Annotated in this window: 13 protein-coding genes; 6 read left to right on the forward strand and 7 right to left on the reverse strand. The window is 43.6% G+C overall.

Annotation, left to right across the window (positions count from 1 at the left end):
• Window positions 1–151: 151 nt before the first annotated feature.
• The 3 genes from katG (at window position 152) to D2V93_RS03790 (ending at window position 3,732) form a co-directional block, all read left to right on the forward strand.
• On the forward strand, window positions 152–2,377 hold the full coding sequence (gene katG / locus D2V93_RS03780) for a catalase/peroxidase HPI (protein WP_220473617.1): 2,226 nt from the start codon (window positions 152–154) through the stop codon (window positions 2,375–2,377).
• A 102-nt stretch (window positions 2,378–2,479) separates the two neighbouring features.
• Window positions 2,480–2,956 carry an ankyrin repeat domain-containing protein gene (locus D2V93_RS03785; protein ID WP_119618456.1) on the forward strand — a complete coding sequence of 159 codons (477 nt, stop codon included), beginning with the start codon at window positions 2,480–2,482 and terminating at the stop codon, window positions 2,954–2,956.
• Window positions 2,956–3,732, forward strand: a complete 777-nt coding sequence (locus tag D2V93_RS03790) for an amidohydrolase (RefSeq protein ID WP_119618457.1) — start codon at window positions 2,956–2,958, stop codon at window positions 3,730–3,732. The genes D2V93_RS03785 and D2V93_RS03790 overlap by 1 nt, the downstream gene beginning before the upstream one ends.
• Here D2V93_RS03790 and D2V93_RS03795 read toward each other — a convergent pair.
• Window positions 3,716–5,335 (reverse strand): Ig-like domain-containing domain, encoded by a 1,620-nt coding sequence (locus D2V93_RS03795; RefSeq protein WP_119618458.1) that lies wholly within the window; start codon window positions 5,333–5,335, stop codon window positions 3,716–3,718. The genes D2V93_RS03790 and D2V93_RS03795 overlap by 17 nt on opposite strands.
• Window positions 5,336–5,400: 65 nt before the next feature.
• Window positions 5,401–5,847, reverse strand: a complete 447-nt coding sequence (locus tag D2V93_RS18805; protein ID WP_245978084.1) for a ComF family protein — start codon at window positions 5,845–5,847, stop codon at window positions 5,401–5,403.
• Between the two features lie 296 nt (window positions 5,848–6,143).
• Between D2V93_RS18805 and D2V93_RS03805 the strand changes: the two genes are divergently transcribed.
• Complete coding sequence (locus D2V93_RS03805) at window positions 6,144–7,040, forward strand: hypothetical protein (protein WP_072876105.1); 897 nt, start codon at window positions 6,144–6,146, stop codon at window positions 7,038–7,040.
• A gap of 36 nt (window positions 7,041–7,076) precedes the next feature.
• Entirely contained in the window at window positions 7,077–8,618 is a 1,542-nt protein-coding gene (locus tag D2V93_RS03810; protein ID WP_119618460.1) for a glycine--tRNA ligase, read from the forward strand.
• A 51-nt stretch (window positions 8,619–8,669) separates the two neighbouring features.
• On the opposite strand, the gene D2V93_RS03815 is transcribed toward D2V93_RS03810, so the two are convergent.
• The 4 genes from D2V93_RS03815 to D2V93_RS03830 all read right to left on the reverse strand — a co-directional run bounded on the left by D2V93_RS03815 (window position 8,670) and on the right by D2V93_RS03830 (window position 10,462).
• Window positions 8,670–9,320, reverse strand: a complete 651-nt coding sequence (locus tag D2V93_RS03815; RefSeq protein WP_119618534.1) for an SdpI family protein — start codon at window positions 9,318–9,320, stop codon at window positions 8,670–8,672.
• A gap of 2 nt (window positions 9,321–9,322) precedes the next feature.
• Window positions 9,323–9,577, reverse strand: a complete 255-nt coding sequence (locus D2V93_RS03820) for an autorepressor SdpR family transcription factor (RefSeq protein WP_072876099.1) — start codon at window positions 9,575–9,577, stop codon at window positions 9,323–9,325.
• A gap of 201 nt (window positions 9,578–9,778) precedes the next feature.
• On the reverse strand, window positions 9,779–10,129 hold the full coding sequence (locus D2V93_RS03825; RefSeq protein WP_245978085.1) for a DUF4844 domain-containing protein: 351 nt from the start codon (window positions 10,127–10,129) through the stop codon (window positions 9,779–9,781).
• Between the two features lie 108 nt (window positions 10,130–10,237).
• Entirely contained in the window at window positions 10,238–10,462 is a 225-nt protein-coding gene (locus D2V93_RS03830) for a helix-turn-helix domain-containing protein (protein ID WP_119618462.1), read from the reverse strand.
• 99 nt (window positions 10,463–10,561) lie between these two features.
• Between D2V93_RS03830 and D2V93_RS03835 the strand changes: the two genes are divergently transcribed.
• On the forward strand, window positions 10,562–10,750 hold the full coding sequence (locus tag D2V93_RS03835; RefSeq protein WP_119618463.1) for a hypothetical protein: 189 nt from the start codon (window positions 10,562–10,564) through the stop codon (window positions 10,748–10,750).
• Window positions 10,751–10,755: 5 nt separating this feature from the next.
• Here the strand turns inward: D2V93_RS03835 and D2V93_RS03840 are convergent, their stop codons facing one another.
• Window positions 10,756–12,468: a DUF262 domain-containing protein gene (locus D2V93_RS03840; RefSeq protein WP_119618464.1), complete on the reverse strand. Its 1,713-nt coding sequence runs from the start codon at window positions 12,466–12,468 to the stop codon at window positions 10,756–10,758.
• Between the last annotated feature and the right edge of the window lie 147 nt (window positions 12,469–12,615).

Below are 12,615 nucleotides of genomic sequence, written 5' to 3' on the forward strand. Positions count from 1 at the left end.
GTCTATCAAAATGGAAAAATCTATGAAACCATTTGTTTAAATAGGTTTAATCTATGATTTTATAATATTTTAATATGAATTGTCTATGCTGAAGAACGGCATTTTTGTAATTTTATGGAGGCGAAAAATCTAATTAAAACAACATACAATCATGAGCAAAGAATTGGCGAACGGGGCCGACGAAGGAATGTGCCCTTTTTTAAACGGTGAACTGAACCAGGTAGCTGGTGGAGGTACGACCAACAAAGATTGGTGGCCCAACCAACTTAAGTTGGAACTTCTGAGCCAACATTCGGAAAAATCAAACCCGCTAGGGGAGAAATTCAACTATGCCGAAGAGTTCAAGAAATTGGACTACGCAGCGCTTAAAAAAGATCTTTTGGACGTCATGACCGATTCGCAGGATTGGTGGCCTGCCGACTATGGCAGTTATGCTGGCCTGTTTATCCGTATGGCCTGGCACAGTGCAGGTACCTATCGTTCCGGTGACGGCCGTGGTGGAGGTGGACGTGGACAGCAGCGCTTCGCACCGCTCAACTCATGGCCGGACAACGTGAGCTTGGACAAAGCCCGACGTCTGTTGTGGCCCATCAAACAAAAATATGGTCAGAAAATATCTTGGGCAGACCTTATGATCTTGGCCGGGAACGTAGCCTTGGAATCGACCGGGTTCCGCACTTTTGGTTTTGCCGGAGGACGCGAGGACGTTTGGGAACCAGACCAGGATGTATATTGGGGCAATGAAACCGAATGGTTGGCCCTAAGTGACACGCCCAATAGCCGTTATTCACACAATAAGGAAGAACGCGATTTGGAGAATCCATTGGCTGCCGTTCAAATGGGATTGATCTACGTCAACCCTGAAGGACCGGACGCCAATCCCGACCCTGTGGCCGCTGCACACGATATCCGCGAAACTTTTGAGCGCATGGCCATGAACGATGAAGAGACCGTGGCCCTTATTGCCGGGGGCCATACCATTGGCAAAACACATGGTAATGGAGATGCCACCAAAGTAGGTGCCGATCCAGAAACGGAAGAGTTGGAACTGCAAGGTCTGGGCTGGGTCAATAAGAATGGCTCAGGAAAAGGCCCCGATGCCTTTACCTCTGGATTGGAAGTGGTCTGGACCTCCACCCCGGTGCAATGGAGCAATGATTTCTTCAAGTTTTTGTTCGGGTACGAATGGGAATTGACCAAAAGTCCGGCAGGAGCGCACCAATGGGTGGCCAAAGATGCCGAAGCCATCATTCCCGATCCTTTTGGTGGACCAAATAGGAAGCCAACGATGTTGACGACCGACTTGTCTTTGCGCTTTGACCCTATTTACGAAAAAATCTCCCGCAAATTCTTGAATGATCCCCAGGCCTTTGCCGAAGCTTATGCCCGTGCTTGGTTCAAGTTGACCCACCGTGATATGGGACCACGCTCCCGTTACCTTGGACCAGAAGTGCCCAAGGAAGAACTCATCTGGCAAGATCCCATTCCAGCCGTGGATTATACCTTGGTAGATGTTTCTGATGTAAAGGCACTCAAAGCCAAAGTGTTGGATTCAGGTCTTTCAGTTTCCGATTTGGTGTATACTGCATGGTCATCTGCAGCCACGTTCCGTGGTGGTGACAAGCGAGGCGGTGCCAATGGGGCACGCATCAATTTGGAGCCCATGAAAAGCTGGGAAGTGAACAAAGGCACCGATAAAACCATCAAGGTTCTTGAGGGAATCAAGGATGATTTCAACAGCAAAGCCAGTGGAGGCAAAAAAATCTCCTTGGCCGATATGATTGTCCTAGCCGGTAGTGCCGCTGTTGAAAAAGCAGCCAAAGATGCTGGTTTTTCCACTGAAGTGCCATTTGCCCCTGGGCGTAACGATGCCCGTCAGGACCAAACCGATACGGAGGCCATCAACTACTTGAACTTGCCATACGACGGATTCCGAAACTATGTGAAAGAAGGCGTGAAAGTACCTGCTGAGCATTTGTTGGTGGACAAGGCCCAATTGTTGACCCTTACCACACCTGAAATGACCGCTCTAGTAGGAGGCCTACGTGTGTTGGGTGCCAACTTTGATGGTTCAAGACATGGTGTATTGACAGATAATGTGGGTGTGTTGAGCAATGATTTCTTTGTCAACTTGCTCGATATGGCAACCGAATGGAAGGCTACCAGTGACGAAAAATCACTTTATGAAGGCCGTGACCGTAAAACAGGCGATTTTAAGTGGACCGGTACCCGAGTGGATTTGGTGTTTGGTTCCAACTCCATTTTGCGGGCCTTGGCCGAAGTATATGCTTCAGAAGATGGCAAAGCTAAATTTGTGAAGGACTTTGTGGCCGCATGGACCAAAGTGATGAATCTGGATCGTTTCGATCTAGCCTGATTTTGACAATTGACATAAGTCTATAGAAAAAGAAAAGAAACTGCAAAAGACTGCCATGACCAACTAAGGTTGTGGCAGTTTTTTTATAACTTTCAACATAGTATGAGCAGTAACGAAGATTTTTTCAACCATATTCGGAATGGCCAATTGGATGCTGTCAAATCCTTGCTGGATGCCGTTCCCAAACTCTTGGAGACCCAAGACCAAAGAGGGTCGACCCCACTCTTGCTCGCCGCATATTATGGCCATGGAGATTTGGTAAAACACTTCTTGGAAAAAGGGGCCAAGGTCGATGCCAAGGACGGGTCCGGCAACACGGCACTGATGGGCGTCTGTTTTAAGGGTTATGTGGACATTGCAAAGCAATTGATCCATGCCGGGGCAAATGTGAACCATAAAAATGCCATGGGAGCTACCTGTTTGATCTATGCGGTGACCTTCAACAGGGAAGATATGGCGGAACTGCTTTTGGCACATGGGGCCGATGTCTCTATGAAGGATACCAAAGGAAAATCCGCTCTGGACCATGCCAGGGAACAGGGCATACAGTCATTGGTAAAACTATTGGCAAACAAGTGATGGCCCAAACCCTCCGTATAGCAATCGTACAGTCCCATCTTCACTGGGAGAATCCGGAACAGAACAGAAAAATGTTCGAGGAGAAGATCGATACCATTTCAGAGGATGTCGATTTGGTCGTGCTTCCTGAAATGTTCACCAGCGGGTTTACCATGGAACCAGCGCACATTGACCCATCCGAAGGAAGGAAAACGGTGGAATGGATGCAGCGATTGGCCCAACAAAAGAACATGGCCTTGACCGGAAGTATCCTCTTTCCGGAAAATGGAAACTATTTCAATCGACTGTTCTTTGTGGAACCCAATGGAAAATACAGTACCTACGACAAAAAGCACACATTTACCTTGGCGGGAGAGGATAAGGTATATGAAGCTGGGAAACACAAACTGATCGTAGAGTTTAGGGGTTTTAAATTATGTCCGTTGATCTGTTACGACCTTCGTTTTCCGGTCTGGGCCAGAAATGTGGAAGATTATGATGTGCTGATCTATGTGGCCAACTGGCCAAAACCCAGGATCGAGGCGTGGGATACGCTGCTCAAGGCACGGGCCATTGAGAATATGGCCTACTGCGTAGGGGCAAACCGAATCGGCCAAGACAGCTTACAGCATGAATATCCAGGGCATTCGGCTGTCTATGATGTGCTGGGGAAACAAATCGCCTACTCTGATGAAGAGGAAATCCTCTATGCTATATTGGACAAAGGGCACGTGGAATCTACCCGAAAAAAACTACGCTTTTTGGAGGACAGGGACGATTTTAATTGGAAAGGATAAAATTTTCCTCTTTTTCCCAATTCGCCCGTATCTCAATCAACCCTGGGTAGTAACTGATGCGCTCGGGCTGAACTTTGTTGAGGTAGCTTCCCGTGTCCCATTTCCCATTTCCGTTCTCGTCAAAAATAACGCGTGCCACATAGTTGGACGGTTCAAGGCTGTTGAATTCAAAAACTTGGGGTTTGGTGGCAATGATCTCGCGCAGCACTTCCCCTTTTTCGTTGGTCAACTGTACGATGACAGGATAGGTCACATCGCCGCCGAGGTTCATGCGAAGGATGCCATAATCCGCTAGGCTACTGGTAGAGAAACTATAGTCCAGTGTGTCGTTCTGCATCCCAAAAAAATCGGTAATGGCACCTGGAAGAAAAGAGAAACGGTACTTTTGGTTGGGTTCCACATCAAAATCAAAATCTACTTTGTTCTCCAATGTGTCCAAGGCATGGGTATAGGGTAACGGAATGGAATCACTGACCATCAGCCCTACCTTGCTGGTATCGACTTCGGTGATGGGTGTATTGGCAAGTAGGCTAAAAGTGTCTTCCAGATTGAACTTTCCACTGGCACTGGTGGACACTCTTAGGGAATCCATGGGCAATTTTCGGGTCTTTACGGTAAAGGTATCGATCATTTTCATCCTATCGTTGGTCACAGTAAAGATGATGGAATCCAGATCGGTGGGGGTCAGCCAATAGTTCAAGGTGTCCTTGCCCCGCTCCTTTTGGATGGTGGTCCTCACAGAGTCGGGCAATACGGTCAATGGCTCGATTTTCATGTTCCTATGGTTGCCCTGAAAACCAAAGATGATTTTGTTCTTGGCCACATAACTGGGCACGGAAGCGGCATAATCAGAGACTTCCTTAAAAAGGCTCAACACATAGGTAGAGTCCGTGGGGACAATGACCGTATCTTGGATAAAACCGATTTTGTCCTGTTTTTGGTCGAACATATTGTTCTTGTTCACATCTTTTAGCGCGATGAGGGCATATCTGCCCGCTTTCAGGTTTTTGAGCTCGAACAAAGGAAGGCTGTCCCCGGTATTGGAAATATACAGTGGAGGGCTTTTGTAGATAGTGGAATCGGTATAGGTACTGTCCATTTCGTAGAGCATCACACTGATGAATTCTTCCGCTTTACGGTCAAAGGCATCCTTTACGGCACCTGAAACGGAAAGGGAATCGATATAATCGCCGGTGGAAAAAACATAGGTCAAAAATCTGTTGGGGTTGCCCTCATTGTTGTCCACAATGCTTTGCCCAAAATTGATGGTATAGGTGGTGTTTTCCCGAAGGGTGTCCTTTATGGTCAGTTCAATGTACTTGCTTGGGGTGCCTTGTGGAGAGATCACAGCAGGGTTCTTGAAAGGAGGGGAGACCACCAATTGGTTCTGCACGTCCTGCAACTTGATGAGCTCGTCAAAATAGAGGCGTATTTTCTGGGCCTTGAAGTTGATGCTGAAGTTTTCAGGCTCCGTGCGCACCAATTTTGGGGGCGTTACATCCTTGGGGCCACCGCTCGGAGACCCTCTTTTGGCACATTGCCAAAGCGCCAGAACCATGAAGGCGAGGAATAGAAACCCCAACACTTTTTTTAAGTACACCATGCCTAAAACCAATGTGGGACAAAGAAACAACTAATTTGAAAACTGGGGCAAGGGATTCACAAATTTTAACCCTGCTGCACCACGGCCATGCTCAGCAAGGAGACCTCCACCTTTTCAAGCTGTAATAGGGCTCTTGTACAGGATTCCATGGTGGAGCCTGTGGTGATTACATCGTCCACCAAGAGCACATGCCTGAAATTGAGATTGCAGTCAGGGTTTACCCAAAAAGCTTCTTTGGAGCTCTCCCAACGCAGATGCCGATCCTTTTTGGTCTGTGATTTTATGTTCACGCCCTTTACGAGGATGTCATCCCTGTACTCGGCATGGAGGCTCTCCGCTATTTTTTGAGCAAAGAGTGCTACTTGGTTATATCCCCTCTTTTTCTGTTTTTTGGGGTGTAGCGGGACCGGGACCACCACATCTATCTTTCCAAGGCCGGCATCATTTTGAAGATGGGCGCCACACCAATCCCCCAAAAAGCTCCCTATCTCTTCTTGGTTTTTATATTTCAACCAATGGATCAAGTTTTTTACCAGGCCATTTTTAGGGAAAAAAATGAACGAAGCCGCCTTTTTTATCGGGATTCTTCCATAAAACATACGGTCTACTGCGTTTTCTTCCAGAAAGTTATGATCGGTGAGTGGCACATCATGTCGACAAACTGCACACAAAATGTGTTCTCCCCTAAATAATTGGGCATTACATCCAAAACATACCCTTGGCAATAGGATGTTGTTAATCTCGTTTATTATCTTAGCCAACCTTTTTGGTGTCAAATCTTATACGCGTTAGAGTAGTCTGTCAATCCATGAACCCCCAAGATAACAATTTCAACTACAAGATTATCTTTGCTGCGCTTGTTGCGGTCATTGTGGGTATTTTGATAGCCTTCTACTACAGCTATGCACAGTCCAAGAACCAAATGTCCTTTTTGGAACAGGAGAAATCCCTTTTGGTGAAGGACCTGACCCTGATGAAGGCCGAAGTGGACCGTTTATCAGGACTCAATGAAGTGAACGATATAGAATTGCAGACCTCTAGGTTCCGGGTGCAACAATTGTTGGACTCCGTGGGCCGATTGAACTTCAGTATCACCAAATTAAAAGAGACCCGAAAGGAACTACGTAAGTTGGAAATCCGTTTTGATAGCCTAAAACTCAAGAACAACTTTCTCCGGTACAACAATAGTCTTTTGGCCAGTAGGTATGAAGAGACCCGCAAGCAACTTGAGGATTTGAGGGGCAGGGCCAGCAATATGGAGCGAACAGAGTCCCTGCTACGGGAAACCAACAGGGAACTCACCCGCGAGCTCAAGATCAAAAGCTACTTAAAACTACAGGATGCCGAAGGAAGCGGTTTCCGATTAAGGGCAGGCAGGCCCATCAAGACCAACAAGGCTTCCACTATTGAAAAATTGCGGGGCTGTGTCACTATTTTGAGCGATGCCAATGAAAAAGGCGACATCAAGGTGTTGTACCTCCAATTTTTGGACCCCAATATGGCCGTCATCGAGGACAATGCCAACACCATTTCTGTGAGCGGGAACACTTATAGCAAGAAAGTGGAAATCGTTTACACCGGAAAAGAGATCAGTATCTGCGACGCCATAACCGTTCCCGAAGCATCATTGGTGGAGGGAATCTATACCTTGAATGTGTTTGAGGACGAAAGATTGCTCGCCTCCACTGAATTTCAGTTGAAATAGCGCATTTCTTTTTGGGTAAAATTCTATTTTTGCCCAATGGCAAATCAGGAAGACATTTTTAAGAAGGTAATCTCCCATGCGAAGGAATACGGGTACGTGTTCCAATCCAGTGAGATATATGATGGACTCAGCGCAGTGTATGACTACGGGCAGAACGGGGCCGAGCTAAAGAAAAACATTCGCGAATATTGGTGGAAGGCCATGGTGCAGCTCAATGAGAACATCGTGGGCATCGATGCCGCCATTTTTATGCACCCCACCACTTGGAAGGCCTCTGGCCACGTGGATGCCTTCAACGATCCGTTGATCGACAACAAGGATTCCAAAAAAAGATACCGTGCCGATGTTTTGATCGAAGACCATGTCGCCAAGATTGAAGCAAAGATCGATAAAGAAGTGGCCAAGGCAGAAAAACGTTTTGGTGACAGTTTTGATAAAGAACAATTTTTGTCCACCAACCAGCGCGTCATCGAATATCAGGCCCAGGCCGATACCATCCTGAAACGCATGGCAAGATCCTTGGAAAAAGAAGATCTCGCCGATGTGAAGGCCTTGATCGAGGAGTTGGAAATCGTTTGTCCCATATCCGGATCTAAAAACTGGACGGATGTCAAGCAGTTCAACCTGATGTTCGGTACCAAATTGGGTGCCTCAGCCGATAGTGCCATGGACCTATACCTTAGGCCGGAGACCGCACAAGGTATATTTGTCAACTTTTTGAACGTTCAGAAAAGTGGACGTATGAAGATTCCCTTCGGGATTGCACAAACAGGGAAAGCTTTCCGAAATGAGATCGTGGCCCGTCAGTTCATTTTCCGTATGCGGGAGTTTGAACAGATGGAAATGCAGTTCTTCATCAAGCCGGGTACCCAAATGGAGTGGTACGAGGCATGGAAGGAAAAGCGAATGAAGTGGCACCTCTCTTTAGGAATGGGAGCCGATAATTACCGTTTCCACGACCATGAAAAATTGGCCCACTACGCCGATGCCGCGGCCGATATCGAATTCAAGTTCCCATTCGGGTTCAAGGAGTTGGAGGGAATCCACTCCCGTACCGACTTCGATTTGGGCAACCATGAAAAATATTCCGGAAAAAAATTGCAGTACTTCGACCCAGAGTTGAACGAAAGCTACGTGCCCTACGTGTTGGAAACCTCCATTGGTCTGGACCGTATGTTCTTGGCCGTGTTCTCTAATTCACTACAAGAAGAAGAACTTGAGAACGGCACAACCCGTACCGTATTAAAGATTCCTGCTGTGTTGGCCCCCTACAAAGTGGCCGTTCTACCGTTGTTGAAACGGGATGGACTCCCAGAAGTCGCCCAAAAATTGGTGGACGAACTGAAATGGGATTTCAATGTGGATTACGATGAAAAGGACGCCGTAGGCCGTCGTTACCGTCGTCAAGATGCCGCAGGAACGCCCTTCTGTGTCACCGTGGACCATCAAACCTTGGAAGATGATACCGTCACCATCCGCCATCGGGACACCATGGATCAACAACGTGTGAAACTTTCCGAAGTGAAGGACATCATCTCCAAAGAGGTGGATATGCGCTATTGGTTGCAGAAAATCTGATTTTTCAACCTGAACTTTTAAGTCGTGTGCTGCAATGTTTCCTTGGGGAGACTATTGTTGGCTTTCCTTTTGTTTTTTGTACAAGAGATAGGAATGTACAATAGGGACCAGTGCCAGGATTCCGGTAATGGACATAAACACGATAAAGTTGGTTTTTTGATCTAAGATCAAACTAAAAAGCACCACCAAAATACCCCCAACAAACCAGATTTTGCCCGCCGTTTTGTGGGTTTCCTTCCAGACGTACTCGCTCTCCAGTGTCCATGGAGTTCGGATACCGATAAAATAATTGGCTTTTAAGGTCTTGAAGTAATTTCCCAAAATGATGAAAAGCACACCCATCATCAGCAGGATATAGCTGGGATTGGACCAAGATTGGTTCTTGGCCGTGTAGAGGATGATGAGCGCCAGTATGGACATGAAAACGGTCAGCAAAAGTTTTAGCGTGTAGTACTTGTTGCCCATTTTGTGCAATTGCTTTTTGGGGTCGATGTAGGGAACCACCAAAAAAATCACATAGATCAGCAAGGGCATCATGATAGGGATCATGATGAGCTCGGATTTATCGCCATAGCGGTCCACCTCTCCCTTGATATTGTAGTGCAAGGGCACCTGTTCGGGCAGTTGGTTCCATATATAGGCCAAGTATAGAAAGGGCAGTAGCACAACTCCAATGAGTGGCAGTTCTTTTTTTAGGTTCATGGTCATTTCTTTAAGGTTAGTATCCAATTGAGCAAATCTTCCAAAATGGTGGTGTTGAGGGAGTATTCCACAAACTGTCCCTTTTTTTCGCTGGTCACCAAGTTGGCCTGGCGCAAAATGTCCAAGTGGTGCGAAATGCTGGGCTTGGAAATGTTGAACCGTTCGGCAATCTCCCCCGCGTTCATGTCCCTTTCCTTGAGTAGTTCCACGATCTGTCGTCGCGTTTCATCATTAAGGGCTTTGAAGAGGGAATTCATTTTATTAGTTATTTAGATAAATATCTAAATATTAAATGATGTTTCCAAATGAGTTGGGTAAAAGGTGTTGGGGAAGGGTCTTGGGGGTAAAAGGATTTTGGGTGAAAGGTGAACGGGTCATGCTGAACTGGTTTCAGCATCTCATCTTTTGGTTATGGGGATGGACCCTGAACTAAATTCAGGGTGACAATAGATTAAAAATTAGTTTCTTTTTGAAGGATCGAATCCGTACATGAACATGTTGAGTTGGCCATTGGAGCTCTCCAAGCCAACAATATCCATCAACTCTTCAAAATAGACACAAACCTGTTCCCTGTCCTCAGTATCCAACTCCAAATAAATTTCTGAAAATCGGGATAGACCTGTTTTTATCGCTTCCATATATCTTTCGTTTGTTGGATTAGAGGATGTAGCAACTTTTTGAAAATCCTTTGCCGCCAAATTGATTTTCTCAGTGAAAATGGGCCGCAATTTTTCCTCAGCTATTCCCGGATAAAATCCTTCTTCCACAAATTTCTTTTTGGCAATGAATTCTTCAAATTGTTCGTTCATATAATCGAGAGCTTTGGTTTGTTGTTGTCCAAATGCCGTAAAGCACAATAATAAAATTATTGCTTTGGAGAAATGGAATAATATTGATTTTAATGTTTTCATCTATCCTTAATCAAACCCTTCACTGAAAAATTCCTCCAAGGTCATGTTAAAAGCTTGGGCAATTTTTAGCAAACTTGTGAATTGAATATCTGTGCCTGTTTCATATCTCCCGTATTGGGCACGGGGTATGTCCTTTTCAAAAGCAAAATTTTCATAGCTCGTGTACCCCTTTTGGATTCGTAACGATTTGATACGATGGGCCAGTTTCTTGATTTCCTTTGATTTGTCCATGGTGTAAAGAAATCTACGGGGCCATTAATTAATTACTACTAATTAGTGGCTTTTCAAAATAGTTTTATATCTTTAGATATAAGTGAAAATGCGTTGAAAATGACCGAATCCCAAATCACGGAACTGAACGAGTGGATCGTTGATACCTTTGGTACTACAGAAGTTTTGGTAGAATATTTGGATTTGGCTGTGGAAATGCTCTTTTATGTGGAACAGGACACTTTTGAGCAACGGGAACTACAGGATGTGGTGACGGTGTTGAGGGAGTTGAAGCGGGTTTTGAGGTGAGTTTTTCAGAATTTGAATACTTTATCAAATAGTTTTTCAGCAATTTTTTCTGTCCTATTTAGAATATTAGACTTATCCCAATCCGAAGCATTTCTAACCTCATCATCAAGGAATATTTTAGATTTTAGGTAGATAGGATGCTTATTTGAAAATTTTTTGTTTCCTAATTGTCCATTTAAACTTTCTTCTATCAGAAGAAGATTGCCTATTTTACCTATGTCTGAAATACCAATTGATTTTGAAGTGTCCTTTTCAGCATAAATATGCTCAATTGTCATATGATTATAATCTATTGATGTTCCGGATTTTGATTTCTGAGAAAAATAATTGTCATATTTAGTCAGAATATATTTAACAAGAGCTTTTTCTTTAGTATAAACTGAGCTATAATTTAATTCCATTAGGTTTGCAATAAATTCATCTTTTGTGGGCAATTTCTTGCGAAGTTTTTGTTTTAATTCATCCAAAGCTTGTGTTTTATCATTTGGGGTTGCTTGGTCAAGCTGTCTTGCATGATAAGCGTACATAAATGAAATCCCCCCCGAGGATCTTTGAGAGGTTACTGCAGTAAATATAAAATGGAAACACTCAATAGCATTTACAATATCTTTTACCCTCTTTAGTTTAAGACCTCCTCTTTCGTATTCTCTCATAACAGAAAGTAACATAGGTATTTGCTGTTTTACCCTAAAAATATTCAATGCATTTAATGAATTTTTCAAGTCTAATTCTTCTTTTTTCCATTCTCGATAAGTTATATCAAGAAACTCTCTATAAATCCGTGTTTCGTTTAATATACTATCAAGAAATATTTTAGCGTTTTTTCTGTCAACTGTTTGTTTCAAAGATTTGAACAATTTTTTCTGAGTTGTGAATTCATATTTTGAAAGCCAAAAATGATGTAAAAAGCTATCCATGTTCAAATCTGCATTTGAACCTTCAATAATTGTGCGTGCTTCAGTCCATTTATCTTTTGAGAGATCAACAGATTTATTCTTTTTTGGTAACATCTTTGTGAGATGGTTCTTCACTAAATCTGATACTCGTAAATCTTTCCCCCTAGTATTTAAAGTTTCAAAAATTATATATGCATCATCTTCATTGTCAAGCTCTATATATATTACTTTGAGATTTAAAATCTTATCTCTAATATTTTTTAGGGCTTCAATTTTCTGTTTATGCTTTTCCTTGGCAGAAATTGTTGTACTAACTTCTATAGATTCTATTTCTTTTTCTACTAGGTACTTTAATAAATCATAGCCCTTTTTAATATGTTCTTCTTCTTTTTTTGCTGGAATATCTGTTACCTCAGAAGCATCAAATTTTTGAACATTCTCATGAAAAAATGGGTAGCTACTCTCAGTTTGTAAGACATAATTTAATTCATCATCCAGGTCTTTCCGTTCTATCATGCCTTGTGTCCCTTTTGCTAAACTTTCTTCACCTATACTTTTAAAGGCTTCTCTTATAGTTCCAAGTAACATTGTAATTGTTGTCAACCTTTGTTGGCCATCGACAACACCAAAGGTGTCATTTGATATTTCGTATACAACCATCGAACCTATAAAGTAGTCACCACTGCTCTCCCTAATAGAATCATTCCAAAAGTCTTCAATATGTTCTTTCTCCCATGAATAGGGTCTTTGGAATCTTGGTATCTTATAGTAGCTTGATTTTAGAACAGCTCTTATTGTTTTGTCTATGCTTGAGATATTCATGGAATATTATTTAGATTGAGAAAGATGGGCCATGCCATTTTAAATAAATATAGGGTATAACCGTAAAGAAATAATACAAATCTGTACAATTAATCATAACCCTTCAAAACCAATACCATGCAATAAAAAAACCATTAGGGGGTTGAG

Origin of the sequence: Flagellimonas taeanensis (genome assembly GCF_003584105.1) — a bacterium.
GTDB lineage: Bacteria > Bacteroidota > Bacteroidia > Flavobacteriales > Flavobacteriaceae > Flagellimonas > Flagellimonas taeanensis.

What these genes read in the sequence shown, in the direction of transcription:
- katG (WP_220473617.1), top strand. Translation starts at nt 152, where the DNA reads ATGAGCAAAGAATTGGCGAACGGGGCCGACGAAGGAATGTGCCCTTTT.
- D2V93_RS03785 (WP_119618456.1), top strand. Translation starts at nt 2,480, where the DNA reads ATGAGCAGTAACGAAGATTTTTTCAACCATATTCGGAATGGCCAATTG.
- D2V93_RS03790 (WP_119618457.1), top strand. Translation starts at nt 2,956, where the DNA reads ATGGCCCAAACCCTCCGTATAGCAATCGTACAGTCCCATCTTCACTGG.
- D2V93_RS03795 (WP_119618458.1), bottom strand. Translation starts at nt 5,335, where the DNA reads ATGGTGTACTTAAAAAAAGTGTTGGGGTTTCTATTCCTCGCCTTCATG.
- D2V93_RS03805 (WP_072876105.1), top strand. Translation starts at nt 6,144, where the DNA reads ATGAACCCCCAAGATAACAATTTCAACTACAAGATTATCTTTGCTGCG.
- D2V93_RS03810 (WP_119618460.1), top strand. Translation starts at nt 7,077, where the DNA reads ATGGCAAATCAGGAAGACATTTTTAAGAAGGTAATCTCCCATGCGAAG.
- D2V93_RS03815 (WP_119618534.1), bottom strand. Translation starts at nt 9,320, where the DNA reads ATGAACCTAAAAAAAGAACTGCCACTCATTGGAGTTGTGCTACTGCCC.
- D2V93_RS03820 (WP_072876099.1), bottom strand. Translation starts at nt 9,577, where the DNA reads ATGAATTCCCTCTTCAAAGCCCTTAATGATGAAACGCGACGACAGATC.
- D2V93_RS03825 (WP_245978085.1), bottom strand. Translation starts at nt 10,129, where the DNA reads ATGAACGAACAATTTGAAGAATTCATTGCCAAAAAGAAATTTGTGGAA.
- D2V93_RS03830 (WP_119618462.1), bottom strand. Translation starts at nt 10,462, where the DNA reads ATGGACAAATCAAAGGAAATCAAGAAACTGGCCCATCGTATCAAATCG.
- D2V93_RS03835 (WP_119618463.1), top strand. Translation starts at nt 10,562, where the DNA reads ATGACCGAATCCCAAATCACGGAACTGAACGAGTGGATCGTTGATACC.
- D2V93_RS03840 (WP_119618464.1), bottom strand. Translation starts at nt 12,468, where the DNA reads ATGAATATCTCAAGCATAGACAAAACAATAAGAGCTGTTCTAAAATCA.